The sequence below is a fragment of the Marinactinospora endophytica genome (assembly GCF_054780875.1).
Window position 1 is genome coordinate 96,776 of record NZ_BAAGVM010000010.1, and the last position, 24,044, is coordinate 120,819.

Genomic DNA, 24,044 nt, shown 5'->3' on the forward strand with positions numbered 1-24,044 from the left:
GCATACCGCGGTGGCCCGGCTGGTGTCCTGTGGGGCGGACAGCGGGCCCACCGCGGTGGCGCGCGAACACGGGGGGGGGATCACCCCGGACGGACGGACGCGCGGACAAGGGAACACCGTGCTGCTGGCGGTGTTCGCGCTCTGGCACGAGGGCCGATATCACTGTTTGCGACCTGGAGCGCTATTCGCCCGATATTGCCATGGACGGGTGCGACGTTCGAATCCGGGGCCGACCCCGCGACCCGCGCGGCCCCGTTCCGCCGGAACGGCCCGAGTCAGTCGGAGCGCGGGGGGAAACGGTCGGCGAGACCGTCGAGGAACGCCGAGAGGGCGAGGTCGAAGCCGTCGCCGTCGATGTGGGCGGCGTGCTCGGAGAGGCGGTGGGCCTGCGAGAGGTTGGGGTAGCGGTCCAGGTAGACGCGGACGTCATCGTCGAAGCCCCGGGCGAAGGAGTTGATGGCCGCCCCGACCACCAGGTACTTCGTCGCCGCGCCGATCAGGGTGGCCATCCGGGGCGGCCAGCCGGCGCCGGTGAGCCCTCCGTGGACCGCGTCGGCGCGACGCAGCGACGCCTCCCGCCGCCCCGGCCCCATGGCGATGAAGGGCACCATGTGCGGGTGCGCGGCCAGCGCGGCGCGGTAGGAGCGCGCCCAGACGGTCAGACCGTGGCGCCAGTCGCCCCCCTCGAAACCGGAGACGTCGACCTTCTCCATGATCTCGTTGGCGATGTCGTGGAGGAGGTCGTCCTTTGTGCGGTAGTGGCCGTACAGCGAGGCGGCCTGGACACCGAGTTCGCCGGCGAGCCTGCGCATGGACAGGCCCTCCAGCCCGTCGCGGTCGACGAGGTCGAGGGCCGCGCGCCGGATGCGCTCGGGGCTGAGGATCGGCGTCTTCGGTCGGGCCACCCGTGGTTCTCCCGTCAGATGTTCGATGTCGTCTCCCAGTATCGGGGAACCGCCCCTTGCCCGCGCGCCTTCCGTGGACCTACGCTCAAAACCGAACAGCGTTAGTTTATGGGTCGTGCGCGCCGCCAGACCGGCACGGGAATCCGGCACGGCCCTCCCGCGGAAGGGGTCGAGACGATGGTCGATTTCGCGCTCACCGAGGAGCAACGGGAGATCCGTTCCTGGGTCCGCACCTTCGTCGAACGGGAGGTCATGCCGCTGGAGACCGAGGTCCTGCGCCGCGAGCGCCGCGGCGAGACCCACGGCCTGACCCCCGAGGAACTGCGCGACCTGCAACTCCTCGCGAAACGGTCCGACTTCTGGGGGATACTGACGCCCACCGAGTACGGCGGCATGGGCCTGGACCCCGTCAGCGCCGCCCTGGTGGAGATCGAGCTGGGCCGCTCCTTCGTCCCGTTCCGCTTCGGGGGCGACGCCGACAACATCCTCTACCACGCCAACGCCCAGCAGCGTGAGCGCTACCTGCTGCCCACCATCGCGGGCGAGCGCGTCTCCTGCTTCGCCATCACCGAACCCGGAGCGGGCTCCGACGCGAAGGCGATCCGCACCCGCGCCCACCGGGACGGCGCGGACTGGGTGATCAACGGGGAGAAGACGTTCATCACCCGCGGCCACGAGGCCGACTTCGCCATGGTGTTCGCGGTGACCGACCCCGCCAAGGGGGCGAACGGCGGCGTGACCTGCTTCCTGGTGGACCGCGAGGCCGGCTGGCGCTCCGAGCCGATCTCCACGATGGGCGAGTGGGGACCGGCCTCCCTGGTGTTCGAGGACGTGCGGGTCCCCGAGGCCAACGTGCTCGGAGAGGTGGGCCGGGGCTTCGAACTGGCGATGCAGTGGATCGGCAAGGGACGCTACCTCCTGCCGGCCCGCGCCCTGGGCGCCTGCGAACGCCTGCTCGCCATGGCGATCGAGCACGCCCGGACCCGCGAGACCTTCGGGGCGCCGCTCGCCGACCGTCAGGCCATCCAATGGATGATCGCGGACTCGCAGGTGGAGATCGAGGCGCTCCGCCTGCTGGTGCTGCACGCGGCCTGGCAGGTCGGCCACGGCCGCGACTCCCGCCACGCCCAGTCCATCGCCAAGCTCTACGGCGGGGTGAAGGCGAACGAGATCGTCGACCGGGTGCTCCAGATCCACGGGGGCATGGGCTACACCAGGGAACTGCCCATCGAACGCTGGTACCGGGAGCTGCGGCTGCTGCGCATCTACGAGGGCACCGACGAGATCCAGCGCCGCACCATCGCCCGCGACCTGCTCAAGGGACACGTCACGGTCGGCTCGACGCTGTCGTGACCGAGGGGCGTCCCGTGCGGACGCCCCTCGCCGAACCTCAGTTCACCCCGACGAGGTCGACGACGAAGATCAACGTCTCGCCCGGCTTGATGCGGCCGCCCGCCCCACGGTCGCCGTAGGCGAGGTGCGGCGGGATGACCAGCCTGCGCCGGCCGCCCACGCGCATACCGAGCACGCCCTGGTCCCAGCCCTCGATGACCTGGCGGGCGCCCAGCTTGAAGCGCAGCGGCTCGCCCCGGTTCCACGAGGCGTCGAACTCCTCGCCCGTGGAGTGCGCGACGCCGACGTAGTGGACGCTGACGGTGGAGCCGTGGCCGGCCTGGGCCCCCTCTCCGATGGTGATGTCGGTGATCTGGAGGTCCGCCGGCGGCGGGCCGTCGACGAAGTCGACCTCGGGACGCTCAAGCGCCATCGTGTGTTCCCCCTGGGAATCGTCGGAAATGAGCTCTTCAGCCTAGGGCCTGCGCCGGGTCCCCCGCGCCACCGTCGTCCCCTCCCCGGGCGGCGGTCATCGCGGCCCCGCGGTGGCCCAGCCGCCGATGGTCGCGGCGACCACGTGGGCGTCCCCGCCGATCTCGACCTCGCCGTCCGCCGCCGGGACGAACACCGAGTCGCCCCGGCCCAGCACGAGCGCCCCTCCCCGCTCGGGGCGCAGCTCGGCCCGTCCCTCCAGCACCAGGACGATCCGCGGCACCTCGCCGGGAAGCCGCGCGACGCCGGTTCCCGGCTCCACGACCGACAGCGCGAACTCCTCGACACCGGGCAGGTAGTCCAGACGTCCCTGGCTGCGCACCGGCCGCACGTAGGGGATGGGCAGCACCGAGAAGTCCACCACGTCGAGCAGCTCCTGGATGTCGACGTGCTTGCTGGTCAGGCCCGCCCGCAGCACGTTGTCGGAACTGGCCATGACCTCCACGGCGGTGCCCCGCAGGTAGGCGTGGACGTTGCCGGCCGGCAGGAACAGCGCCTGGCCGGGTTGCAGCTCCACCCAGTTGAGCAGGAGCGCCGCGACCGCTCCCGGGTCGCCGGGGTAGCGTTCGGCCAGCTCGATCGTTGCCCGGGCGTTCATGGCGCTGCCGGGGCGGGCGCACGCCGGATCGCGGAGCGACTCCACGAGTTCACCGACCAGTTCGGCGCGTCCATCCGCGGGCAGCGTCAACAGCCTGGTCATGGCGGCCCGTAGCGCGACGTTGGGGTCGGCCGTCTCCAGGTCGCCGCGCAGGAGCCGCGCCAGGCGTCCCTCACACGGTGCCAGGTCGGCGAACGTCTCGGCGGGGTCCCGGAAGCCGCACAACGCCTCGAAGGGCTCCAGCGCGAGGACGAGTTCGGGCTTGTGGTGGGGGTCACGGTAGTTGCGGTGCGGAGCGTCCACCGGAATGCCCGCCGCCTCCTCCGCGAGGAAACCGGCGCAGGCCCGGCTGGAGTCGGGGTGGGCCTGGAGCGAGAGCGGGGCCTCGGCCGCGAGCACCTTCAGCAGGAACGGCAGCCGTTCCCCGAAGCGCAGCACCACCTGCTCGCCCAGGGTCTCCTTGGGATCCTGCGCGATGACCCCGTCGAACGGCACCTCCTCGCCGTCGACGAGCAGACGGCTCGGCGCCCCCGGATGCGCGCCGAGCCACAGCTCGGCCTGGGGACGACCGTCCGGAGGGGTTCCCAGCAGGCGGGGAATCGCGGTCTGGGAGCCCCACGCGTACGGGCGTACCTGGTTGATCAGCCTTCGCATCCGCCCCGCTCTTTCGTTGCCGTCTCATAGCGCCCGATTTGCCCAGTCTCCCGGACTCGGCTTCTCCGTGTCTTCAGGGCTGTCGCTACGGCCAGGGTGGTGAGGGCACCACCCCGTCGCCTCCTGCTCTCCGTGTTCTTGTCCTTCCCCTCGTCGTGGAGAGGACACCGGGGACGGCTCACCAGGCGGATCGTTGGAGGCCGCGGTGACCCGTCTCACCCCGCGGCGTTCAACCCCGGCCACGGCGGACTCCCAGGCGCGGCGTGGACCGCCCCACCCTCCCCCTCCTAACAATTTCGAACAGGCAGGCTCACAAAGGCTCACAAATGGTATTACCATTGCCGCAGATATCCGGCCGGGCGCTTCCCCCACCGCGCCCCGCCCCCTGCGACCCCTCGTCCGGAGGCACAGTTGGAAGCCATCGAGCCCGCATACGGCACAGGGCCGTTGCTGCTGATCGCAGCAGGCGCCGTCGCCGTGCTGCTCTTCCTCGTCATGAAGGTGCGGCTGCACGCGTTCGTGTCGCTGGTCCTGGTCAGCCTGCTCGTCGCGATCGCGACGCGGATCCCCGTCGCCGACATCGTCCCCACCCTGCTGGACGGCTTCGGCGGCACCCTGGCCAGCGTCGCTCTGCTGGTCGGCCTGGGCGTGATGATCGGACGCCTACTGGAGATCACCGGCGGCGCCGCCGTCTTGGCCCACACCCTGATCAAGACGTTCGGTGAGAAGCGTGCGCCGTTCGCCCTGGGCGTCGCCTCGCTGCTGTTCGGCTTCCCGATCTTCTTCGACGCCGGCCTCATCGTCATGCTGCCGGTCGTGTTCAGCGTCGCCCGCCGCCTGGGCGGCTCGGTCCTGCTGTACGCGCTGCCCGCGGCCGGCGCCTTCGCCGTCATGCACGCCTTCGTGCCGCCCCACCCCGGACCGGTGGCCGCCGCCGACCTGCTCGGCGCCAACCTCGGCACGACGCTGCTCTTCGGCACCATTTTGGCCATCCCCACCTGGTACCTGGCCTCCTACCTGTTCTCCAAGTACGCGGGCGGCCGCTTCCAGGTCCCGGTCCCCGACGACTTCACCGCCGAGGGCGAGCTGAAGTACGACCGTCCGCCGTCCTTCGGCACGGTCCTGTTCATCCTGCTGCTGCCGATGGTGCTGATCTTCTGCAACACCGGCATCACGACGCTGAGCACCGCCGGCGTCGTCGACGGGGAACAGCTGTGGGCCCAGATCCTGGTCCTGATCGGCCAGACCTCGATCGCGCTGCTGATCACCGCGATCGTCAGCATGATCGTGCTGGGCCGGGGCCGCTCCCGCGCCCAGGTCGAGGAGATCGTCAACGGCGCGTTGGGCCCGGTCTGCGCCATCATCCTCATCACCGGCGCCGGCGGCATGTTCGGCGGCGTGCTGCGCGCCAGCGGCATCGGCGAGGCGCTCGCCTCCAGCCTGGAGTCCACCGGCCTGCCCGTGATCGTCGCCGCGTTCGTGATCGCGCTGGCCCTGCGGGTCGCGCAGGGCTCGGCCACCGTGGCGCTGACCACCGCGGCGGCGCTGGTCGCGCCGACCGTCGAGGCCACCGCGGGGCTGTCCGGCATCGACCTGGCGCTGATCGTCATCGCGATCGCCTGTGGTTCGACCGCGCTCTCCCACGTCAACGACTCCGGGTTCTGGCTGGTCGGCCGCTTCCTCGGCATGGACACCAAGACCACGCTGAAGACCTGGACGGTGATGGAGACGCTGATCGGCGTGATCGGCTTCGCCTTCGCCTTCCTGCTGAGCCTGGTGCTCTAGGGGGACGCGGGGGTCTCCCCGGCCTGTTCCAGCGCCGTGACCACCTCGTCCACGATCGCCCGCATGGCGGCCTCCGCGACATCGGGGAGGCCGTCATGGATGGCCGAGGCGACGTGGGCGTGCAGGCGCAGCGCCTCGGGTCTGGGGTGACGCGGCATCAGGTCGTAGGCGGTCCGCCCGGCCAGCACCTCGGCGACCACCCCGGACAGGCCGGCGAACATCTCGTTTCCGGACAACTCAAGGATGAGGTGGTGGAACTCGATGTCCAGGCGCAGGAACGTCTCCATGTCGCCGGCCCGGCCCGTCACCGCCATCCGCTCGTTGATCGCCACCACGCGGTCGCGCTGGGCGGCGCTGGCGCGGCGGGCCGCCGCGGCGGCGGCCGGCGGCTCGATCGCCGCGCGCAGCTCGGTGAGCGAGCGCAGCTGCGTGCCGCGTCCCGGTCCGGCCAGCCGCCAGCGGATGAGGCGGGGGTCCAGGACGCTCCAGTCCTCGGGCGGGCGGACCCGCACCCCGGTGCGGGGCCGGCTCACGACGAGCCTCATGGACTCCAGGACCCGGACCGCCTCGCGGGCCACGGTCCGCGAGACCCCGTGGTCGCGTTCCAGCCGTTCCAGGGTGAAGACGTGGCCGGGGGCGTACTCCCCCGCGGCGATCGCCGGGCCCAGTACGGCCAGCACACGGTTGTGCAGGGTGCGGTGATCCGCCTCGGCTGTCATCGCGCTCCTCAGGTCATCGCGCCGTCACGGGCCCGTTCCGCCGGGCCGGTGCCGGGCGCACGGAAGACTAGCGCGATCATTGGTAACACTATTGAACGGATCGCTCTTGGGCGATCACATATTCACGCGACGGTGTCGCGGAAGGGTGGACAGATGCACTTCGTCGTCATGGGAGTGTCCGGCAGCGGGAAGAGCACGGTGGCCCTGCGGGTCGCCGAACGGCTGGGTCTGCCCCACGCCGAGGCCGACGCCTTCCACCCCGAGTCCAACATCGCCAAGATGTCGAGCGGCGTCCCCCTCACCGACGAGGACCGGATGCCCTGGCTGCGTTCGCTCGCCCAGTGGATCGAGGAGCACGAGCGCCGCGGCGAGACCACCGTGGTCGCCTGCTCCGCCCTCAAGCGCAGCTACCGGGACGTACTGCGCAGCGGCGCCCCCGGCCGGGTGGAGTTCATCCACCTCGACGGTTCCACCGAGCTGATCGGACGGCGGCTGCGCGAGCGCGCCGGGCATTTCATGCCCGCCGGCCTGCTGGCCTCCCAGGCGGCGACCCTGGAACCCCTGGAGCAGGACGAGGCGGGCATCGTGATCGACGTCGAGCCGTCTCCCGAGGAGATCATCGACCTGGCCGTACGCTTCATCGACGGGCGCATCGCCGACCTCTCCGACGGTCCGGCCGGATCGGCGCTGCGCTAGCCGCCCCCCAGGCGGGCCGAGATCTTCCTCGCCGCCGCGACGACCTCGGCGCCGATCTCCCCCAGCCTTCCCGTGGGCATCCGGGTGGAGGGGGCCGTGACGCCGACCGCGGCGACGACCTGACCGTCCGCGGCGCGGATGGGGGCGGCGACCGCGTTGAGCCCCGCCTGCCGCTCCCCCACCTCCGTCGCATAGCCCCGCTCCAGCACCTCGTCGAGCTGGGCACGCAGCTGTTCGGGAACGGTGACGGTCTCGGGGGTGACCTGCTCCAGGGAGCCGCGCAGCACCCGGCCCCGCTCACTGTGCCGCATGTGGGCGAGGAGGACCTTGCCGGTGGAGGAGGCGTGCAACGGGCCCGCCCGGCCGACCTGTCGCGCGCCGTCCTCTCCCGGCGCCGGCGTCACGCGGTCGACGTTGACGACCCCGCCATCGCCGGGAACCGCGACGTCCACGGTCGCCTCCAGCTCCGCGGCGAGGACTTCGCAGACCGGACGGCTGTGCCGGACGAGAACGAGGCCCGTGGTCATGGCCCCGGCCAGCCGGACGACGCCGATCCCCAGACGGTACTTCCCCCGCGAGCCCGGCTGCTCGACCAGGCCTCGCCGTTCCAGCGCGCCGACGAGCCGGAAGGCCGTGGACTTGTGGACCCCCAGCTCCCCCGCGATCTCGGTCACGCCGGCCTGCCCGTAGCGGGCGAGGATCTCCAGCACCGTGACGGCCCGATCGACCGACTGCACCGGCGACCCGTCCCTCCCGCGCGCCCCTCGCCCGCCGGCAGACCTCGGTCCCCCGCTCTCGACGTCCCCCCGCCGGGTTCCACTCCCGGCCCTGTCCCTGCGCTCGTCACTGGCTGCCATGTGGCAACGATAGTCAAGGGAGCCCTCCCCTGACCCGCACCGCTTCCCCGACAGACGTGTGGGCCCGTCCCTCGCGTCCGAGGAACGGGCCCACGACGGCGGGGCCGGAAAAGGGGTCAGGCGCTGACCACGTTGTCCTTGACCCGCAGCCGCTCCCCGTAGAAGCCGCCGACCGCCGTGATCAGCGAGACGCCGATCAGCAGCGCCACCGGCGCCACGGAACTGCCGCCGGTGCGGTCCAGCAGCGCGGTCGCCACGAACGGCAGGAAGCCGCTGAGCGCGCCGGCGATGTTGTAGGCCAGGGCCACACCGCTGTAGCGCAGGTGGGCGGGGAACAGCTCGGTGAGGAGCGCGCCCGAGACCGCGTAGGCCACCGAGAGCACGCACACCCCGGCCGAGACCGCCAGGATGATGAGCAGCGGACTGCGGGTGTCGATCAGCATGAAGATCGGCAGCGCGCAGATCGCGGTCGCCACACCGCCCCACAGGGTGACCCGGCCCGGGCCGAGCCGGTCCGAGATCCGTCCCACCACGATCAGCACGACGATCTGGGCGACCGCGGCGACCAGGGTCGCGTTGACCATGACGGACCGCTCGACGCCGAGGGTGTCGCTGCCGTAGCTGATGGCGAACGTCGTCATGATGTAGAAGCCGCCCACGCCGAGGAAGGCCGAGGCGATCGCGACGATCAGACGTCCCCACGCCTGGCGGAACACGTCCACCGCCGGCACCTTGGCGCGGTCGTCCTGCTGGAGCAGCTCGTCGAAGAGCGGGGACTCCTCGACCTTGCGGCGGATGTAGACGGCGACGACCAGCAGGGGGAAGGCCGCGAGGAAGGGCAGACGCCAACCCCAGGAGTCGAAGGTGTCCGCGGGCATCATCAGCACCAGGGAGAAGGCCCCCGAGGACAGCAGCGTACCGACCGGCGAGCCGATCTGCGGGAGCACCGCGTAGCGTCCGCGCCGCTCCGGCGGGGCGTGCTCGACGGCCAGCGTCACCGCGCCGCCCCATTCGCCGCCCACCGCGATGCCCTGGAGCAGCCGCAGCAGCGCGAGCAGGATCGGCGCGGCGATCCCGATCGCGGCGTAGTCGGGCAGGACACCGATGAGGCCCGTCGCCACACCGATCATCACCACGGTGATCAGCAGTGCCGGGCGCCGTCCGATCCGGTCGCCGACCCAGCCGAAGATCACGGCGCCGACGGGGCGGGCCACGAAGCCGACACCGAAGGTCGCGAACGCGGCGAGCGTGGCGGCCGTCGGGTTGAGCGTGGTGAAGTACAGCCGGTTGAAGACGATGGCGGCGGCCGTACCGAACAGGAAGTAGTCGTACCACTCCAGCGCGGTGCCGACGAACGCGGCGAAGGCGATGCGGCCGGCGTCCTTGTCGGTCACGACGGGCTTGCCCCCCTGGGGCGGCGCGCCGGGTGCGGACGGGCTGTGTTGGGTCATGGTGTTGCTCCTAGAGTCCGGCCGCGTTGGGCGGCAGGGGGATCGGGCCGTCGCCGGCCAGCCCGTGGCCGGCGATCAGGTCGGCCCCGTGGACGCATTCGCCGGCCACGAAGGTGGCCAGGACGTGGATTCCGCCGATCTGGCCGCTGTCGACGTCGAGCGGGTCGTCGGCGAGCAGCACGAAATCGGCTGCCTTGCCCGGGGTGAGACTGCCGCGACGGTGCTCGTCGTGGCTCGCCCAGGCGGCGTCGAGGGTGTAGGCGCGCAGCGCCTCCTCGGCGGTGACGCGCTCCTGTGGGGCCAAGACGACCCCCGACGCGGTGCGCCGCTCGACCATGGACTGCATGCCGAGCAGCGGCGCGCCCGGCGCCACCGGCCGGTCCGAACTGCCCGGCACCCGCAGCCCGTGGTCCAGGAAGGACCGGTGCCGGTACATCCAGCGGGTGCGCTCGGGGCCGAGCGCCTCGGACATGGTGTCGCCGACCGCGTAGAGGAAGTGCGCCTGGGGGACGGGGACCACGCCGAGTTCGGCGTAGCGGTCGAGCTGGTCGGGGCGCACGACCGCGGAGTGCTCGATCCGGTGGCGGACGTCGCGGCGCGGGAGACTCTGCTGCGCCTCGGCGAACGCGGCGAGCGCGAGGTCGATCGCCTCGTCCCCGATGGCGTGCGCGGCGACCCGCCAGCCGGCGCGGTGGGCGTCGATCACCAGTCGGCGCATCCGCTCCGGGTCGTCTTGGAAGTAGCCGCTGCCGTGGGCGTGGTGGCCGCAGAACGGTTCGCTCACCGCCGCGGTGCGGCCGATCAGGGAGCCGTCGAGCCAGATCTTCATCGGTCCCAGGCGCAGCCGGTCGTCCCCGAACCCGGTGCGCAGGCCGAGGTCCAGTCCGACGTCGATGCCGTCGTCGGCGTGGGACTCCAACGGGTGCAGGTTGTCGCCGGCCGGCATCAGCTCCACGCGGGTCAGCAGCGTGCCGCGGTCGCGGGCGAGCTGGTAGGCGGCGGCCTCGACGGGGCTGCGGCCGATCAGGCCGCGGCCCATCCCCGCCTCCACGACGTGGGTGAGCCCTTCGGCCGCGTAGATGCGGCTGGCCCGGCCGACGGCCTCGGCCAGCTCCTCGACGGAGTAGGGCATGACGAGGGCGGAGACCAGGCTCTGGGCCTGCTCCTGGAGCAGGCCCGTCGGCTCCCCGTCGGCGTCGCGGACCACGACACCGCCCTCGGGGACGCGCGCGCCGCCGTCGAGCACCCCGGCCCGCCGCAGCACCTCGCTGTTGACCGCGCACATGTGGCCGGAGCGGTGCTTGAGCCACACCGGGCGCCCGCCCGCGGCCCGGTCCAGTTCCGCCCGGTGCGGATGCGCGCCCATGACGGTGTCGTCGTAGCCGGAACCGAGCACCCAGGCGTCGGGCGGCAGCTCCGCGGCGCGGCGGGCGACCGCGTCGTAGAGCGCGGGCAGCGTCGCCACGCCCTCCAGGTCGAGTTCCCCCAGGGACTGGCCGTACCAGGCCATGTGGTTGTGCGCGTCGCCGAACCCGGGGACGACGACCGCCCCGCCACAGTCGATCGTGGTGCGGGCCGGCAGGTCCGCGACGTCCTCGTCGAGGCCGAGGATGCGGCCGGCGAACACGCCCAGGGTGTGGGCCCGGGGCCGGTCGTCGTCGACCGTCCGTATCCGGGCGTTGCGCAGTTTCAGGTCGAGCACGTGGACTTCATTCTCCGTTGGTGATGCCCTGGCCGGTCAGGCCAGGTGGTGCAGCCGGGTGAGCGGGAGCTGCGCCGCGTGGTGGATGTCGATGGGACGCCCGTCCACGAGCACCGAGTCGGGTGTGGTGGGGACCTTCACGTCGGGGACCGCGGTGTTGGCGATCATGTCGGCGCGGGAGAGGCCACGGCTGTCCCGGATCGCGGCGTAGCGGACCCCCTTGGGCAGGGCGTCGGCCGCGGCGCGGTCGTCCAGGCACGCCTGGGAGACGAACACGCGCGACAGCCGGCGCGGCGCCCCGCCCAGTCCCCCGAAGTAGGGGCGCATGACGCGGGGCTGGGTGAGCCGGGTGGAGCCGGAGCCCGAACCGCTCACGCCCCAGGCGACGAACCCGGACTTGAGCACCATCTCCGGCTGGGCGCCGAAGGTCGCCGGCCGCCACAGGACGATGTCGGCGATGGCGCCGGGGCGCAACGCCCCCACCTCGTGGGCCATGCCGTGCGCGATGGCGGGGTTGAGGGTGATCTTGGCGAGGTAGCGCAGCACGCGCGCGTTGTTGTCGACGTCCGGACCGGCCTCGCCGGCGAGGTGGGCCTGGACGTGGGCGAGCTGCCAGGTGCGCCGGGCGGTCTCCGCGATGCGGCCCATGCCCATCGAGTCGGAGTTGACGATGCTGATCGCGCCGAGGTCGTGGAGCGCGTTCTCCGCCGCGATGGCGTGTTCGCGCACCCGGCTGGCGGCGATCGACAGGTCGCTGTCGACGCCATGGTGCCCCCGGTGGACGGTGAGCGTCATCGGCAGCAGCTCGGCGACGGTGGCCGGGGTGAGCGGCAGCGTCGGGGTGGTGGAGGAGGTGAGGACGTGCGGCTGGGACACGATCTCCAGGAGGTCGGGATGGCCGCCGCCGCCCTCGACGTGGTAGGCGTGCACGGTGCGCCCGCGGGTGGCCAGCAGCGTGTCGGAGAGGTACCCCGACTCGTTCAGCGTGTCGGTGTGCAGCGCCACCGGCAGGTCGGCGTGCTCGGCGACGTCCAGGCAGGTGTCGACGATGCGCGGGGTGGCCCCCCAGTCCTCGTGGATCTTGAAGCCTCCGGCGCCGGCCATCACCGCCCGTTCCAGCAGCTCCGTGGACGAGGAGGAGCCACGGGCCAGGAAGGCGACGTTGATCGGCGCGTCGCGCCAGCCCTCGATGAGGCTGTGCAGGTTGTAGGCGGGGTTGGCGCCGACGTCCCAGACGCCGCCGATCCCCATCCCGACCAGCGAGGTGACGCCGGCGGCGAGCGCGGCGGGCACGACCTCGGGACTGGAGAGGTGGACGTGGGAGTCGACCACGCCCGCTGTGGCGATCATGCCCTCGCCGGTGATCATCGCCGTGTGGGAGTCGACGACCAGCTCGACGCCGTCGGTGGTGTCGGGGTTGCCGGCCCGGCCGATGCCGACGATGCGGCCGTCCTTGATGCCGATGTTGGTCTTGCGGACGCCGATCAGCGGGTCCATGACGACCACGCCGAGGATGACCATGTCGAGCGCGCTGTCGCGCGGGGCCTTTCCGGTGACGAGCAGGCCGTCACGGGCGGTCTTGCCGCAGCCGCCGAGCAGTTCCTCGCCCGGTTCGGTGTCGTCGGCCTCGACACGCACCCACAGGTCGGTGTCGGCGAGTCGGATCCGGTCGCCCGTGGTCGGCCCGTAGAGGGCGGCGTAGTCTCCGCGGTCCATGCGGGTCATCGGTCTCCTCCTCGCTCGACGATGCCGACGGTGTGGCGCTCGGCCGGACGGAACTCCAGGGACGTGCCCGCGGGGACGTCCAGCCGGTAGCCGCGCGCGGCCTCCCGGTCGAACTCCAGCGCCGCGTTGGCCTCCTCCAACGGGAAGTGCGACGACACCCAGACCGGGCGGTGGCCGGTGTTGACGATCTCCAGCTCGGCGCGGCGACGCCCGGGGGCGAGTTCGATGTCGGGGGCCGCGGTGCGCACCGCCCCGGGCCCGTCGGCCTCGGGGGGTCCGAAGGGAAGGTCCACGTGGACCAGGGAGGAGCCGTGCGGGAACAATGCCTCGACCTGGATGCTGGGCACCGTCGCGGCGACACCGGGGAGGAGGGCCTCACGGGGCACGACGGAGCGGGCGCGCTCGACCACCTCCTCCAGCGCGAGGCCGTCCCAGGCCATCTCCAGGATCTCGTCGCACACCAGCGCGATCGCCTCGGTCGCCCCGAGGCGCGCGCCGCGCTCCAGCCGCCGCCGGGCGAGTTGCGCGGCCGCGAACAGTGTCAGCCGCTCCTGCTCGCGTGGCGTCACATGCATCGCCGTCTCCCGTGGTCGTGGTCTCCGCGCGGCACCGGGACGCGGCCGCCGGGCTGTGCCGATGCGACCACGGTCACCATGTGGGGCCGCTCACCTTCCCTCAACCATGCCGCCGTGACCTGGGCGGAGACAATGGTGAATCGCAGCGACCTCGCCGGCGCATAATGGGCACATGCACAATTCGGACCGTTTCGGCGACCCAGCGGCGGCCTCCGTCGCGGTGCGTGACGACTTCGGCGTTCCTCCGTCCCTGCCCGTCCCCGAGGCGCTGCGTCAGGTCGTCCACGAGTGCCTGGACGACCTCGACGAGCTCGTCGAACTGTTCGTCGCCCAGGTGAACGCCGTCGAGGGCTACCACGACTCCGTGCCGGTCGAGGACCTGCGCGAGACCGCGCGCCCCTGCCTGGAGCTGCTGCTGCGCATCATCGGGGGGCTGTCGATCCCCGACCGTCTGGCCGACATCTCCGCGCGCCTGGGACGGCGCCGGGTCCACCAGGGGCTTCCGCTGGAACTGCTGCTCCAGGCGGTCCGCATGGACTTCCGCGTGCTGTGGACGGCGATGCTGGAACGGATCCGCCCGGCCGACCTGCCGGCGCTGACCCGCGGCGCCGTGCGGGTCTGGGAGGCCGTGGAGCTCCACACCGTGCAGGTGCACACGGCCTACCTGGACGAGGTGGCCGTGCTCGCCCGCGAGCGGGAGCGCCAGCGCACCGTGCTCATGGGGCGTCTGCTCTCCTCCGACGGACGCGACACCCACCTGGTCGCGCAGGTCGCGACGGCGCTGCGGATGAACGCCCAGGCCGACTTCGTGGTGGCGGTGGCGCCGCCGGACCACCAGTCCGCCCTGCGCGCGGCGGTCGCGGCGCACCCCTCCGACGACGCGCTGCACCTGCACGATCACAACGGCCTGTTGGTGCTGGTGGCCGAACTGCCGCGTGGGCGCGGCACGGCGCCGGCCTGGCTGGACAGGGTGCCGTGCGCGATCGGCCCGAGGGCCCGCGGCCTGGCCCGGGTCCCCGACGTGCTGCGCGCGACCGCCGAGGTCGCCACCACGTTGGACGGCGACGCCCGGCAGCCGGTGACGCTCGGCGAGGCGTGGGCCCCGGTGGCCGCCGCCCGGCTCGGCGACGTCGGCGCGATGCTCGCCGAGGTGGTGCTGGGCGGGCTGGAGACCGTGGCCCCGCACGAGCGGGAACGGCTCTTGGAGACGGTGACGGTCTACTGCGCGCGGGGATCGGTGGCCGAGACCGCGCGCGCCCTGTACTGCCACCGCAACACGGTTCTCAACCGGCTGTCCCGTTTCGCCGAGCTGACCGGATACTCCCCCTCGCGTCCCACCGAGGCCGCCGCCGTCCTGCTGGCCCTGGCCTGCGCCGGTCACGGCGCGGGCTGACCTCGCGGCCGGCCCCGCGCCGGGGCATCCCGTCACGGCGACGCCGCACGCGCGGGCCGGGGACGGGCGTTTCCCGGCCCGCGACCGCTCAGCGGCGCCGGTGGGACTCGGCCTGCGCCACGAGCCGGTCCATGACCCGCCGCACCAGATCGGGGTCGGGCTGGGGCAGACCGGCGATGGCGGTGAGGTAGAGACCGTCGCCGACGAGACGGATGGTCTCGGCGAGCACGGGATCGTCGATCTCGTCGTGCAGGAGCCGCGCCCATTCGGCGAAGACGTAACCGATGAGCCGGCGCGCCTCGTCGGAGACGTCCTCCTCACCGCGCAACGCGGCGATGACCGACCAGTAGAGCTCGGTCTCCTCCACCGACTCGGGCAGCGAGGTTCTGAGGAACCGCCGGACGACGCCCTCCTCGCTGTGGACCGCCTCGTGGAACTCGTCGCGGGCCCGGTCGGCGAGACGGCGCGCCAGTCCGGTCATCATCGCCGACTTCGAGGGGAAGTGGTAGAGCAGGCCGCCCTTGGAGACGCCCGCGGCGGCGGCGACGGCCTCCAGCGTCACGGCGGATCCGCCCTGCTCGATCAGGATGTCCTGGAGGGCGTCGAGAATACGGTCTCGGGTGGTCGCAGCACTCACGATTGACACTGTACCGGCTGGACGGTACTGTACCGGCCGGACGGTTGAGAATGGGATCCGTGCGTCCCCTCGCCGCCCCGCATCCCACTTTCCGAAGAGATCAGGAACCATGACCTCCGCAGTTACCGGCACCCACACGGGCGCTCCCAAGGCCGGGCCGCGCGAGTGGGCCGCCCTCGCCGCGCTCACCCTGCCGGTCCTGTTGATCGCCGTCGACGCCACCGTGCTCGGTTTCGCCGTGCCCTACCTGAGCGAGGACCTCGCCCCCACCGGCACCCAGCTGCTGTGGATCGTCGACATCTACTCGTTCATGCTGGCCGGCCTGCTCGTGACCATGGGCACCCTGGGCGACCGCATCGGCCGCCGCCGGCTCCTCCTCATCGGATCGGCCGGGTTCGGCCTGGCCTCCCTCGCGGCCGCCTACGCCTCCAGCCCCGAGATGCTGATCGCGGCGCGGGCCCTCCTCGGGCTCGCCGGGGCCACGTTGATGCCCTCGACCCTGTCGCTCATCCGCAACATCTTCCTGGACGCCCGCCAGCGGCTGCTCGCGATCGCCGCGTGGGCCTCGATGTTCTCCGCGGGATCCGCGCTGGGCCCGATCCTGGGCGGCTGGCTTCTGGAGCACTACCGCTGGGGGTCGGTGTTCCTCATCAACCTGCCCGTCATGCTGCTGATCCTGGCGCTGACCCCGCTCCTCGTGCGCGAGTCGCGCGACCCCTCCCCCGGCCGCTACGACCTGCCCAGCGCGGCGCTGTCCCTCCTGGCGATGCTGCCCCTGGTCTATGGCGTGAAGAAGATCGCCGAGGGCGGTCCCGGACTCGTCCCGCTCGCGGCGATCGCGTTCGGCCTGTTCCTGGGCTACGTGTTCGTCCGGCGTCAGCTCCGCCTGGACGCGCCGATGATCGACGTCCGCCTGTTCCGGATCCGGGCCTTCAGCGTCGGCGTGGCCACGAACCTGATGGTCGTGTTCGCGCTGTCGGCGTCGCTGTTCTTCCTCACCCAGTACCTCCAGATCGTGCAGGGGATCTCCCCACTGCGCGCGGGCGTGCTCCTCCTGCCCGGCCTGGTCCTGACGATCGTGGCGCACTTCGTCGCGGTCGCCCTGGCCCGCCGGCTGAGCCTGGGCGGGGTGATCGTCATCGGGCTGTCGCTCACCGCGGTCGGGTTCGCGCTGCTGACCCGGTTGCCGCTGGACGACGGCGTGGTCCCGGTGACCATCGCGTTCGCGTTGATCGGCGCCGGCGTGGGGCTCTCCGACACGCTCACCAACGACGCGATCATGTCGGCGGCCCCGCCGAGCCGGGCCGGCGCGGCCTCGGCGGTGTCCGAGACCGCCTACGAGCTGGGCGGAGCGCTGGGCGTCGCCGTCCTCGGCAGTGTCCTGACCGCCATGTACCGCTCCCACCTCGAACCGGTGGCCGGGGTGCCCGCGGCGGTGATGGACGCCGCCCGCGAGACGCTGGGCGGGGCGGTCGAGGCGGCCGGCGGACTGGGCGGGGAGGCCGGCGCGGCGCTGATGCTCGCCGCGCGCACCGCCTTCACCGACGGCATCCACGTGACCAGCCTCATCGGCATGGTGATCGTGGCCTACGCCGCGGTGCAGACCGGGTTCCTGCTGCGCGGGGCGGGGCGTTACCGCGCGCCCGAGAACAGCGGGCACTGACCCGGCACGTCGTGGGCCCGCGCCCGGCTAGCGGTCCTCCGTCGTCTCCTCGGCGGCCCGCTCGTGGTAGGCCCGGCGCGTGGCCTCGGTGTGCTCGCGCATGAGGCGGGCGGCCTGCTCGGCGTCGCCGGCCGCGATCGCGTCGATGATGCGGGCGTGCTCGTCCCAGGCCGCGGCGCCGCGGTCCAGCACGACCAACGCGTGGTACCAGCGGACCCGGCGCGCCACCTGACCGGCGAGCTCGGCCAGCACCGTGTTGCCGGACAGTTCGGTGATGCAGCGGTGCAGGTCGGCGTTGGCGTCGACCATGGCGTCGCTGTCGGCGCGCTCCAGTCCCGCCACCCCTGCGCGGTACAGCTCGCGCAGCCGCGCAACGCCGTCCTCGTCGGCGTTGCGCGCGGCCAGGCGCGTGGACTCGGTCTCCAACAGGGCCCGCACCGCCAGCAGCTGATCGGCCTCGCTCTCGGTCGGCCGGTGCACGAACGCCCCATACCCGGGCCGCAGGTCCACCCACCCCTCGTTGCTCAACCGCTGCAACGCCTCACGCACCGGCTGACGCGACACCCCCAACCGGACCGCCAGCTCACTCTCCACCAGATGCCGCCCCGGCTCCAACTGACGCCGGGTGATCAGCTCCAACAGAGCCTCATACACCGCCTCACGCAACGGGACCGGACGCTGCACGCGGTTGGTGAGCAGCCCTTCGGAGGAACGGGATGCGGCCATGGGCGGAGCGGCTCCGTTTTCGTCGAGGGTCAAAGGCCCGGGGCGTCCGGGGCTGTCGTGCCCGAAGTCTACTCAACCCCACGGCCGGGGCAGGGCCGCGGCGCGAAAGGCCGAGAACGCCGGGAAGGCGACACCGACGCCGTCGTCACTTAGCGTGGTCGCATGACGACGAAGGAGCCCGAAGTCGCCTCGCCCCGGCCCGCCGCGCCCCGCCTGACCCACTACGCCCACGGGGGCGGGTGCGCCTGCAAGATCCCGCCCGGCGAACTGGAGACGGTGGTGGCCGGCCTGCTCGGGGGGACGCCGCGCTCCCCTGTCGGCGAGCTGCTGATCGGGTTGGACGACGGCGACGACGCCGCCGTCGTGCGGACGGGGGACGGCCGGGCGGTCGTGGCCACCGCGGACTTCTTCACCCCGGTGGTCGACGACCCCTACGACTGGGGGCGCATCGCCGCGGCCAACGCGCTGTCCGACGTCTACGCCGTGGGCGGCGAACCGCTGGTCGCCGTCAACCTGCTGGGATGGCCGCGTGGCATCCTGCCCGGCGACCTCGCCGCCGAGGTGCTGCGCGGCGGCCTCGACGTCGCACACGCCGCCGGATGCCACGTCGCCGGCGGTCACAGCGTGGACGACCCCGAACCCAAGTACGGCATGGCGGTCACCGGGCTCGCCGACCCCGCGCGGCTCCTGCGTATCGGGGCGGCGCGCCCCGGAAGCCCTCTGTCGTTGACCAAGCCCCTGGGCGTCGGCGTGCTCAACACCCGCCACAAGGCGACGGGGGAGGTCAGCGCCGAGGCGATTGCCACGATGACCACGCTGAACCGCGACGCGGCGCGCGCGGCGGTGGCGGCCGGTATCGCCGCCGCCACCGACGTCACCGGTTTCGGTCTCCTCGGCCACTGCTACAAGATGGCCCGGGCCTCGAAGGTGTCCGCGGTCATCGACGTCGCGGCGGTTCCCCTCCTGCCCGGCGCGCGCGAGGCCGTGCGGGCCGGACACGTCAGCGGCGGCACCCGGCGCAACCTCGCCTGGGTGGCCCCCCACCTGGACCCGGGCGGGACCGGGGAGGAGGGCCTGCTCCTGCTGGCCGACGCCCAGACCTCCGGTGGTCTGCTGGTGGCCGGCGAGATCCCCGGCGGCACCGTCATCGGGGAACTGCTCCCCCAGGGGGAGCACGCCCTGACGCTGCGCTGATCCCGGGACCGCGCTACCGGGGCAGCCACACCAGTTCGGCCTCGGGGGGCGACCAGCCCGGGGGGATCACCGCCAGCGCGTCGGCCATGGCCGCGCCGCGCAGCGTTCCCGGCCGGTCGTGGCCGACGGGGACCGCGTGGCCGTCCTCGATCCGCACCGCGACCAGGCGGGTGTCGTGCCCGTGCGGTTCGACCTCCCCCCGCAGGGGCAGCGCGCGGGGCGACCGCGCCGTGGGGTCGGCCCGGCCGGACAGCGCGGCGAGGGCTGGCACGAGCAGGGTCACCGCCGCCGCCAGCGCCGCGCCCGGGTTGCCCGGAAGCCCGACCACGAGGGGGCCGGGTTCCCGAAGCGAACCGAGGTGCCCCAGGAGCTGGGGGTGTCCGGGGCGGCAGGACACCCCGTCCACGACCGTCCGAGCCCCCAGCTCGGCGAGCGCCCCGCGCACATGGTCGGCCGGCCCGACCGAGGAGGCTCCGCAGACCACGATCATCGAGACCGTCCCGGCCGTCACGATCCGGGACAGCTCCGAGACCATCGTCCCGAACCCGTCGCCGATGTGGCGGGGGTCCTCGAGCAGGGCGCCCGCCCACTCCACCATTCCGGGCAGCAGCGGGCCGATCGCGTCCCGCACGGTCCCCGGGGCGGGAAGCCCCGAGTGGACCAGCTCGTCGCCGGTGACCAGGGCGGCGACCCGCGGCCGCCGCACCGCGAGCGCGTCGTGTCCCAGGCTCGCGGCCAGGCCGAGCACGGCCGGCGTGACCGATGTCCCGGCCGGCAGCACCGTCTCGCCGCGGGCGGTCTCCTCCCCCGCCCGGCGGACGTGCCGGCCCGGCCGGGCCTCACCGGTGACCTCGGCGCCACGGCGGAGCGCGTGCTCGTAGGGCAGTACGGCCTCGGTTCCCCCGGGGACCGGGGCGCCCGTGGCGATCTCGACGGCCTGCCCCGGTCGCAGCGCCGCGTGGCCGTCGCGCTGTCCCGCCAGGACACGGCCGACGACGTTCCAGGGGCCGGGGCCGGCGACGGCGTAGCCGTCCATGGCGGAGGTGTCGTAGGAGGGCACCCCGACCAGTGCCACCAGGTCTTCGGCGAGCGTCGCGCCGCGTGCCTCCTCTAACGGCAGCCGCCGCGTGGGCGGACGGACGGCCCGGGCGCCGAGGTCGCGCGCCGCCGCGCGGGCGACGTTCCAGGGCCGGGCGATGTCCGCGCCGTGGGCCCTCGCCTCTCTGTGTACTCGCACCCCTCCACTTATATCCCCGGCATCCGCGCCACGGCGTGCCCCCACCCCCTCGGGCGCGCCGGCCCCTCCTCGCCCCGGGGAGCCCGTCCACCCCTCTCACCTCGATTTGCCGTATCCGGAGATTCCGATAAAGTTCTTCTCGCAGGGCGGCGCCGGGGCCGGGAAAACGGACCGGGGGGCCGAACCTCAGGCGGACGTGGCTCAGCTGGTAGAGCATCACCTTGCCAAGGTGAGGGTCGCGGGTTCGAATCCCGTCGTCCGCTCGGAGACGAGGAGGAGCGCGTTCCTCCAAGTGAATCCGGTGGAGTGGCCGAGAGGCGAGGCAGCGGCCTGCAAAGCCGTCGACACGGGTTCAAATCCCGTCTCCACCTCGAGTTCGACTCGGGCGGTTAGCTCAGTTGGTTAGAGCGCTACCTTGACACGGTAGAGGTCACAGGTTCGAATCCTGTATCGCCCACCAGTAACACCATGGGTCTCTCAGAGAGATCCCTCGACGGTTCACGCCGACGTGGGAGACGACTGGGAGGCCTTTTTCGTTTTCGGGGTGGGCACCGCCCTTGCGGCAGCGCCGTCCCGGTCACGCCGCCGGAGTTCCCCGACGGCCCGCCCGTGGGCCACGTCGAGGGCGCGACCGGCCGCGTCTTGCACCTCGCGCTACCGGCCGTTGCGGGCCCTTCTCGACGGGCTGCACGAGCCGGCCCTGTGTCCTGCCGAGCCCCCGGCCATGATCGTGTCCCCTGGGGACTGGGCGCGGTGTTACACGTCGGTCGGCACCGAGGACGCCCTGGCCACTTCCTCGCCGCGCCGCGCGTGGCCGGGGCGGGCGGGGCCGCGCGTTCGGTGTCTCCCCGTTCTCTTGTCGGCCGGGCCGTGGCCGCCACGGAGTGAGTACCGGCTGGCCGTCCAGCTACGGGACGGCCCTGCGCGCGCCGACGGCCCTGACCGGCGTCCCGAACGCGGCACGGGTCCGCGCGTCCGCCCGTATGGCGATCGGCGCGCCCCTGGCCTCGTTGCCGGGGTCCCCGGCCGGGCGTATCCGCGTCGACACGCGGTCCGCGGGAGTCCTCCTGCGTACAACCCGGCCTGCTGGAGCCCCGGCGAGCCGAGGCACTACGGCGGCTCGGCGATCTCGCTTCGGCGCAGCGCGGCGCGCACCCGCGCGGGCGGATCCGCCGGCCCGGTCCCCGGCTGCGCCCGGCGTGGCCGTGTCGACGAGGCGCCAGCGCGGACCCGGCGCACGCCGCAACGGGTTCGCGGGATCGAGTCCGGGTGGCTCCACGGCCGCCTCCGGTCCGTGCGCGCGGCGGTGGCCTCCCGCAGTGGTCGGCCCGAGTGTGGGAGTCCGTCGGACACGCCGTTGCGGAGCCCCCTCCCGGGGTGTGGTGTCCTAGGGAGCGACGCCGCTGACGCCGCCCTCGCTCCTGGGAGTCGCCCCATGCGCTGGACCGTCCATTCCGAGAAGCCGCTCTACACCGATCCGTGGCTGGATGTCCGGATCGCCGATGTGGAGATCACCGCCGGCCGACACCTGCGGCACCGGCTGATCCGCTCGGCTCCCGGGGCCGGCGCCGTCGTCCTCGACGACCGCAACCGGGTGCTGCTGGAATGGCGCCACCGCTTCATCACCGACACCTGGGGCTATGAGATCCCCCTCGGCGGCATCGACGACGACGAGGAACCGGCGGCGGCCGCGGCCCGCGAGGTGGAGGAGGAGACCGGCTGGCGGCCGGGCCCGCTGCGTCCGCTGCTCCGTGTCCAGCCGAGCCCGGGCATCAGCGACTCCGAGCATCACGTGTTCCTCGCCGAGACGGCGGAGCGCGTGGGCGATCCGGCTGACGACTGGGAGGCCGAGCGGATCGAGTGGGTACCGCTGGCGTCGGTACCGGAGCTGGTCGCGCAGCGGAAGATCGTGGCGGGCACGTCGATGAGCGCGCTGCTGTTCGTCTACACGAAGGTCCGTGGCGGCGTCTGATCCACGGTCGAGGGGCCACCTCATCACGGCACCTCGGATACGTGTACGCGCCCCGGAGGACGACGGTCTTCGCCGCAGCGGTGCCGTAGGGCGCGGGCGAGACGCGCCTTGCCCGTGGTGTCGGGGAGGGCCTCGCATGGCGGGACAGGCGCGGCCGGCGGTGCTGCGGCGATCGCGTCCGCCGCTCAGAGCGCGCGGCCGGCGCGCTCCCCGACGGGGCCGGACGCGGAGGACGGCGGTTTTCCGCGGGAGTCGGCCCTCGTGCGGGCGCGTGGTCCTGCGAACGGGTCCTGCCGCCCACGCGAAGCGGGCCGCCGGGGAACCGGCCCTCGCCCGGTGACCGCCGAACAAGGGTCTTCCCGTCCTGCCACCGCTCAGCGCGGCCTTCATGGTGCTGTACGCGCCGGCCGGCGTCATCGGACCGCGTGACCGACCGCTGCGCGCACCGCGGGAGCATGGGCCGGCGACTCCGCCTGGAGCCCGCCGCCTTCGGCGGAGCCTGGTACTCCGCCGCAGAGATCTCCGGGAGACCACCGTCCCGGCGGACCCGTTCTCGTCTTCCCGACGCTGACGCTCCCCAGCACCGGTGTCACGGCGAAGAGCCGTTCACCCCCGGGGGGCGGGGGTCACCACGCCCCTCTACCTTCGGCACTCGGGCACACCGAGTCCCCGCCGCTCCGTCTCGGGGGTGTCCTGATGGTGGACGCCTCGCCTCCCCCGCCGCCGGCGTCCCGGACGGACAGCCCGGGCCGCCCGTCCCCGCCACCAGACCACGCCGACGTGAATGTGACCCACACCGCACCTCGTGACCGCGAGTGCGCCGTTCTCCGCCTCCGGACACCGAACCCCAGATCACGGCCGCGCTCCCGGCCCCTCCGGCGTTCCCTACCCGTCCCAAGACGGCCCTCCCCGACTCCGGGGCCACAACCCACACCACGTCTTCGGCCAGCTCAACGGCGGCGTCGCCGCACACCACACCCTGGCACCCGCTCCAGAGGCCGCAGGGTTGACGCCGGTTTCGTAGTGAGTGTTAACTATCAAACATGCCGGGAGGGCGCAGACCACGGGTCAGCATCGAACGCCGCCGCGAGCAGATCCTCGCCGCGGCGCTGAAGGAGTTCAGTCACAAGGGGCTCCACGGTGGTTCGACCGTGAACATCGCCAAGGCGGTCGAGATCTCCCACCCGAACCTGTTCCGTGTCTTCTCGACCAAGAAGGAGCTGTTCATCGCGGTCCTGGAGCAGACCTTCGAAACGATCGCACAGGAGATGCTCGTTCCGGGCGAGGCCGCCGAACGCGATCCACTCCAGACGATGGCGGACGCCTGGGGAAGCCTGATGGAACGACGCGAGCTGATGCTCATCCTGCTCCAGGGGTATGCCGCCTGCGAGGATCCCGACATTCGCGACCTGATGCACCGATGGACACAGGACGTCTTCGGGCGCTTGGAGGTCCTGCCCGAGGTCGGCACCGATCCGGCGCACGACTTCTTCGCCGCGGGCATGTTGTACATGGTGGCCGCCTCCATGGACCTGCCGGCCCGCGCCGAACACGACGAGTGGGCCAAGCGTTTTCTGGATTCCGGCTCCTGAGCGCCGGAAGCAACGTGTTTTTTAAGTTTTTGATAGTGACTACTCACTCTCAAAGAGAGAATTGCGACCGACCGGGCACATCGAGACGGGAGCGCGTCACCACCGCCCCAACCGTGGAAGCGAACACTCGCTGGAAGGA

At 72.6% G+C, this 24,044-nt stretch carries 20 protein-coding genes and 3 tRNA genes; 11 read left to right on the top strand and 12 right to left on the bottom strand.

Features of this window, described 5'->3' with window-relative positions; all coding sequences use genetic code 11:
• Window positions 1-275: 275 nt before the first annotated feature.
• The gene (locus ACYVHU_RS18715) at window positions 276-905 is read right to left on the bottom strand and encodes a TetR/AcrR family transcriptional regulator (protein ID WP_078762906.1); all 630 of its coding nucleotides are present in this window, start codon (window positions 903-905) and stop codon (window positions 276-278) included.
• A gap of 177 nt (window positions 906-1,082) precedes the next feature.
• Here ACYVHU_RS18715 and ACYVHU_RS18720 point away from each other — a divergent pair, with 177 nt between their 5' ends.
• Complete coding sequence (locus tag ACYVHU_RS18720; RefSeq protein WP_078762907.1) at window positions 1,083-2,258, top strand: acyl-CoA dehydrogenase family protein; 1,176 nt, start codon at window positions 1,083-1,085, stop codon at window positions 2,256-2,258.
• A 37-nt stretch (window positions 2,259-2,295) separates the two neighbouring features.
• On the opposite strand, the gene ACYVHU_RS18725 is transcribed toward ACYVHU_RS18720, so the two are convergent.
• Both ACYVHU_RS18725 and manA read right to left on the bottom strand, forming a co-directional pair.
• Window positions 2,296-2,670 carry an FKBP-type peptidyl-prolyl cis-trans isomerase gene (locus tag ACYVHU_RS18725; protein WP_078762908.1) on the bottom strand — a complete coding sequence of 125 codons (375 nt, stop codon included), beginning with the start codon at window positions 2,668-2,670 and terminating at the stop codon, window positions 2,296-2,298.
• Between the two features lie 96 nt (window positions 2,671-2,766).
• Window positions 2,767-3,981 carry a mannose-6-phosphate isomerase, class I gene (gene manA, locus ACYVHU_RS18730; protein WP_432939516.1) on the bottom strand — a complete coding sequence of 405 codons (1,215 nt, stop codon included), beginning with the start codon at window positions 3,979-3,981 and terminating at the stop codon, window positions 2,767-2,769.
• Between the two features lie 411 nt (window positions 3,982-4,392).
• On the opposite strand from manA, the gene ACYVHU_RS18735 reads away from it, so the two are divergent.
• The gene (locus ACYVHU_RS18735) at window positions 4,393-5,766 is read left to right on the top strand and encodes a GntP family permease (RefSeq protein WP_078762910.1); all 1,374 of its coding nucleotides are present in this window, start codon (window positions 4,393-4,395) and stop codon (window positions 5,764-5,766) included.
• On the opposite strand, the gene ACYVHU_RS18740 is transcribed toward ACYVHU_RS18735, so the two are convergent.
• Window positions 5,763-6,485 carry a FadR/GntR family transcriptional regulator gene (locus tag ACYVHU_RS18740; RefSeq protein ID WP_078762911.1) on the bottom strand — a complete coding sequence of 241 codons (723 nt, stop codon included), beginning with the start codon at window positions 6,483-6,485 and terminating at the stop codon, window positions 5,763-5,765. The genes ACYVHU_RS18735 and ACYVHU_RS18740 overlap by 4 nt on opposite strands.
• Window positions 6,486-6,638: 153 nt before the next feature.
• On the opposite strand from ACYVHU_RS18740, the gene ACYVHU_RS18745 reads away from it, so the two are divergent.
• Window positions 6,639-7,181, top strand: coding sequence for a gluconokinase (locus ACYVHU_RS18745; protein ID WP_078762912.1), 543 nt, complete (start codon window positions 6,639-6,641; stop codon window positions 7,179-7,181).
• Here the strand turns inward: ACYVHU_RS18745 and ACYVHU_RS18750 are convergent.
• From ACYVHU_RS18750 to ACYVHU_RS18770, 5 genes are all read right to left on the bottom strand, one after another.
• Complete coding sequence (locus ACYVHU_RS18750; RefSeq protein WP_235001076.1) at window positions 7,178-7,918, bottom strand: IclR family transcriptional regulator; 741 nt, start codon at window positions 7,916-7,918, stop codon at window positions 7,178-7,180. The two genes, ACYVHU_RS18745 and ACYVHU_RS18750, sit on opposite strands and share 4 nt — an antisense overlap.
• A gap of 236 nt (window positions 7,919-8,154) precedes the next feature.
• Complete coding sequence (locus ACYVHU_RS18755) at window positions 8,155-9,489, bottom strand: MFS transporter (RefSeq protein ID WP_078762914.1); 1,335 nt, start codon at window positions 9,487-9,489, stop codon at window positions 8,155-8,157.
• A gap of 10 nt (window positions 9,490-9,499) precedes the next feature.
• Window positions 9,500-11,191: an amidohydrolase gene (locus tag ACYVHU_RS18760; RefSeq protein ID WP_498949135.1), complete on the bottom strand. Its 1,692-nt coding sequence runs from the start codon at window positions 11,189-11,191 to the stop codon at window positions 9,500-9,502.
• A 36-nt stretch (window positions 11,192-11,227) separates the two neighbouring features.
• Window positions 11,228-12,916 (bottom strand): urease subunit alpha, encoded by a 1,689-nt coding sequence (locus tag ACYVHU_RS18765; RefSeq protein WP_078762916.1) that lies wholly within the window; start codon window positions 12,914-12,916, stop codon window positions 11,228-11,230.
• On the bottom strand, window positions 12,913-13,491 hold the full coding sequence (locus tag ACYVHU_RS18770) for an urease subunit gamma (RefSeq protein WP_078762917.1): 579 nt from the start codon (window positions 13,489-13,491) through the stop codon (window positions 12,913-12,915). Before ACYVHU_RS18770 ends, ACYVHU_RS18765 begins: the two co-directional genes overlap by 4 nt.
• A 172-nt stretch (window positions 13,492-13,663) precedes the next feature.
• Between ACYVHU_RS18770 and ACYVHU_RS18775 the strand changes: the two genes are divergently transcribed.
• On the top strand, window positions 13,664-14,884 hold the full coding sequence (locus tag ACYVHU_RS18775) for a PucR family transcriptional regulator (RefSeq protein ID WP_498949137.1): 1,221 nt from the start codon (window positions 13,664-13,666) through the stop codon (window positions 14,882-14,884).
• 88 nt (window positions 14,885-14,972) lie between these two features.
• Here the strand turns inward: ACYVHU_RS18775 and ACYVHU_RS18780 are convergent, their stop codons facing one another.
• Window positions 14,973-15,521, bottom strand: a complete 549-nt coding sequence (locus ACYVHU_RS18780) for a TetR/AcrR family transcriptional regulator (RefSeq protein WP_498949139.1) — start codon at window positions 15,519-15,521, stop codon at window positions 14,973-14,975.
• Window positions 15,522-15,630: 109 nt separating this feature from the next.
• Here ACYVHU_RS18780 and ACYVHU_RS18785 point away from each other — a divergent pair, with 109 nt between their 5' ends.
• Window positions 15,631-17,184 carry an MFS transporter gene (locus ACYVHU_RS18785; RefSeq protein WP_498949140.1) on the top strand — a complete coding sequence of 518 codons (1,554 nt, stop codon included), beginning with the start codon at window positions 15,631-15,633 and terminating at the stop codon, window positions 17,182-17,184.
• Between the two features lie 27 nt (window positions 17,185-17,211).
• Here ACYVHU_RS18785 and ACYVHU_RS18790 read toward each other — a convergent pair whose 3' ends face one another.
• Entirely contained in the window at window positions 17,212-17,910 is a 699-nt protein-coding gene (locus ACYVHU_RS18790; protein WP_432939503.1) for a GntR family transcriptional regulator, read from the bottom strand.
• Between the two features lie 162 nt (window positions 17,911-18,072).
• Here ACYVHU_RS18790 and selD point away from each other — a divergent pair, with 162 nt between their 5' ends.
• Window positions 18,073-19,104: a selenide, water dikinase SelD gene (selD, locus tag ACYVHU_RS18795; protein ID WP_078762922.1), complete on the top strand. Its 1,032-nt coding sequence runs from the start codon at window positions 18,073-18,075 to the stop codon at window positions 19,102-19,104.
• 13 nt (window positions 19,105-19,117) lie between these two features.
• Here selD and ACYVHU_RS18800 read toward each other — a convergent pair whose 3' ends face one another.
• The gene (locus tag ACYVHU_RS18800) at window positions 19,118-20,341 is read right to left on the bottom strand and encodes a molybdopterin molybdotransferase MoeA (RefSeq protein WP_235001077.1); all 1,224 of its coding nucleotides are present in this window, start codon (window positions 20,339-20,341) and stop codon (window positions 19,118-19,120) included.
• 190 nt (window positions 20,342-20,531) lie between these two features.
• Here ACYVHU_RS18800 and ACYVHU_RS18805 point away from each other — a divergent pair.
• The 5 genes from ACYVHU_RS18805 to ACYVHU_RS18825 all read left to right on the top strand — a co-directional run bounded on the left by ACYVHU_RS18805 (window position 20,532) and on the right by ACYVHU_RS18825 (window position 23,905).
• Window positions 20,532-20,604 (top strand) — tRNA-Gly (locus tag ACYVHU_RS18805).
• A gap of 37 nt (window positions 20,605-20,641) precedes the next feature.
• A tRNA-Cys gene (locus ACYVHU_RS18810) sits at window positions 20,642-20,712 on the top strand.
• Between the two features lie 12 nt (window positions 20,713-20,724).
• Window positions 20,725-20,801, top strand: a tRNA-Val gene (locus ACYVHU_RS18815).
• 975 nt (window positions 20,802-21,776) lie between these two features.
• Window positions 21,777-22,313: an NUDIX hydrolase gene (locus ACYVHU_RS18820; protein ID WP_078762923.1), complete on the top strand. Its 537-nt coding sequence runs from the start codon at window positions 21,777-21,779 to the stop codon at window positions 22,311-22,313.
• A 1,043-nt stretch (window positions 22,314-23,356) separates the two neighbouring features.
• Window positions 23,357-23,905, top strand: coding sequence for a TetR/AcrR family transcriptional regulator (locus ACYVHU_RS18825; RefSeq protein ID WP_498949142.1), 549 nt, complete (start codon window positions 23,357-23,359; stop codon window positions 23,903-23,905).
• Window positions 23,906-24,044: the final 139 nt, after the last annotated feature.

Coding starts and splice junctions, on each gene's coding strand:
- ACYVHU_RS18720 (WP_078762907.1), top strand. CDS start 1,083: ATGGTCGATTTCGCGCTCACCGAGGAGCAACGGGAGATCCGTTCCTGG.
- ACYVHU_RS18725 (WP_078762908.1), bottom strand. CDS start 2,670: ATGGCGCTTGAGCGTCCCGAGGTCGACTTCGTCGACGGCCCGCCGCCG.
- manA (WP_432939516.1), bottom strand. CDS start 3,981: ATGCGAAGGCTGATCAACCAGGTACGCCCGTACGCGTGGGGCTCCCAG.
- ACYVHU_RS18740 (WP_078762911.1), bottom strand. CDS start 6,485: ATGACAGCCGAGGCGGATCACCGCACCCTGCACAACCGTGTGCTGGCC.
- ACYVHU_RS18745 (WP_078762912.1), top strand. CDS start 6,639: ATGCACTTCGTCGTCATGGGAGTGTCCGGCAGCGGGAAGAGCACGGTG.
- ACYVHU_RS18755 (WP_078762914.1), bottom strand. CDS start 9,489: ATGACCCAACACAGCCCGTCCGCACCCGGCGCGCCGCCCCAGGGGGGC.
- ACYVHU_RS18765 (WP_078762916.1), bottom strand. CDS start 12,916: ATGACCCGCATGGACCGCGGAGACTACGCCGCCCTCTACGGGCCGACC.
- ACYVHU_RS18770 (WP_078762917.1), bottom strand. CDS start 13,491: ATGCATGTGACGCCACGCGAGCAGGAGCGGCTGACACTGTTCGCGGCC.
- ACYVHU_RS18775 (WP_498949137.1), top strand. CDS start 13,664: ATGCACAATTCGGACCGTTTCGGCGACCCAGCGGCGGCCTCCGTCGCG.
- ACYVHU_RS18785 (WP_498949140.1), top strand. CDS start 15,631: ATGACCTCCGCAGTTACCGGCACCCACACGGGCGCTCCCAAGGCCGGG.
- ACYVHU_RS18790 (WP_432939503.1), bottom strand. CDS start 17,910: ATGGCCGCATCCCGTTCCTCCGAAGGGCTGCTCACCAACCGCGTGCAG.
- selD (WP_078762922.1), top strand. CDS start 18,073: ATGACGACGAAGGAGCCCGAAGTCGCCTCGCCCCGGCCCGCCGCGCCC.
- ACYVHU_RS18820 (WP_078762923.1), top strand. CDS start 21,777: ATGCGCTGGACCGTCCATTCCGAGAAGCCGCTCTACACCGATCCGTGG.
- ACYVHU_RS18825 (WP_498949142.1), top strand. CDS start 23,357: ATGCCGGGAGGGCGCAGACCACGGGTCAGCATCGAACGCCGCCGCGAG.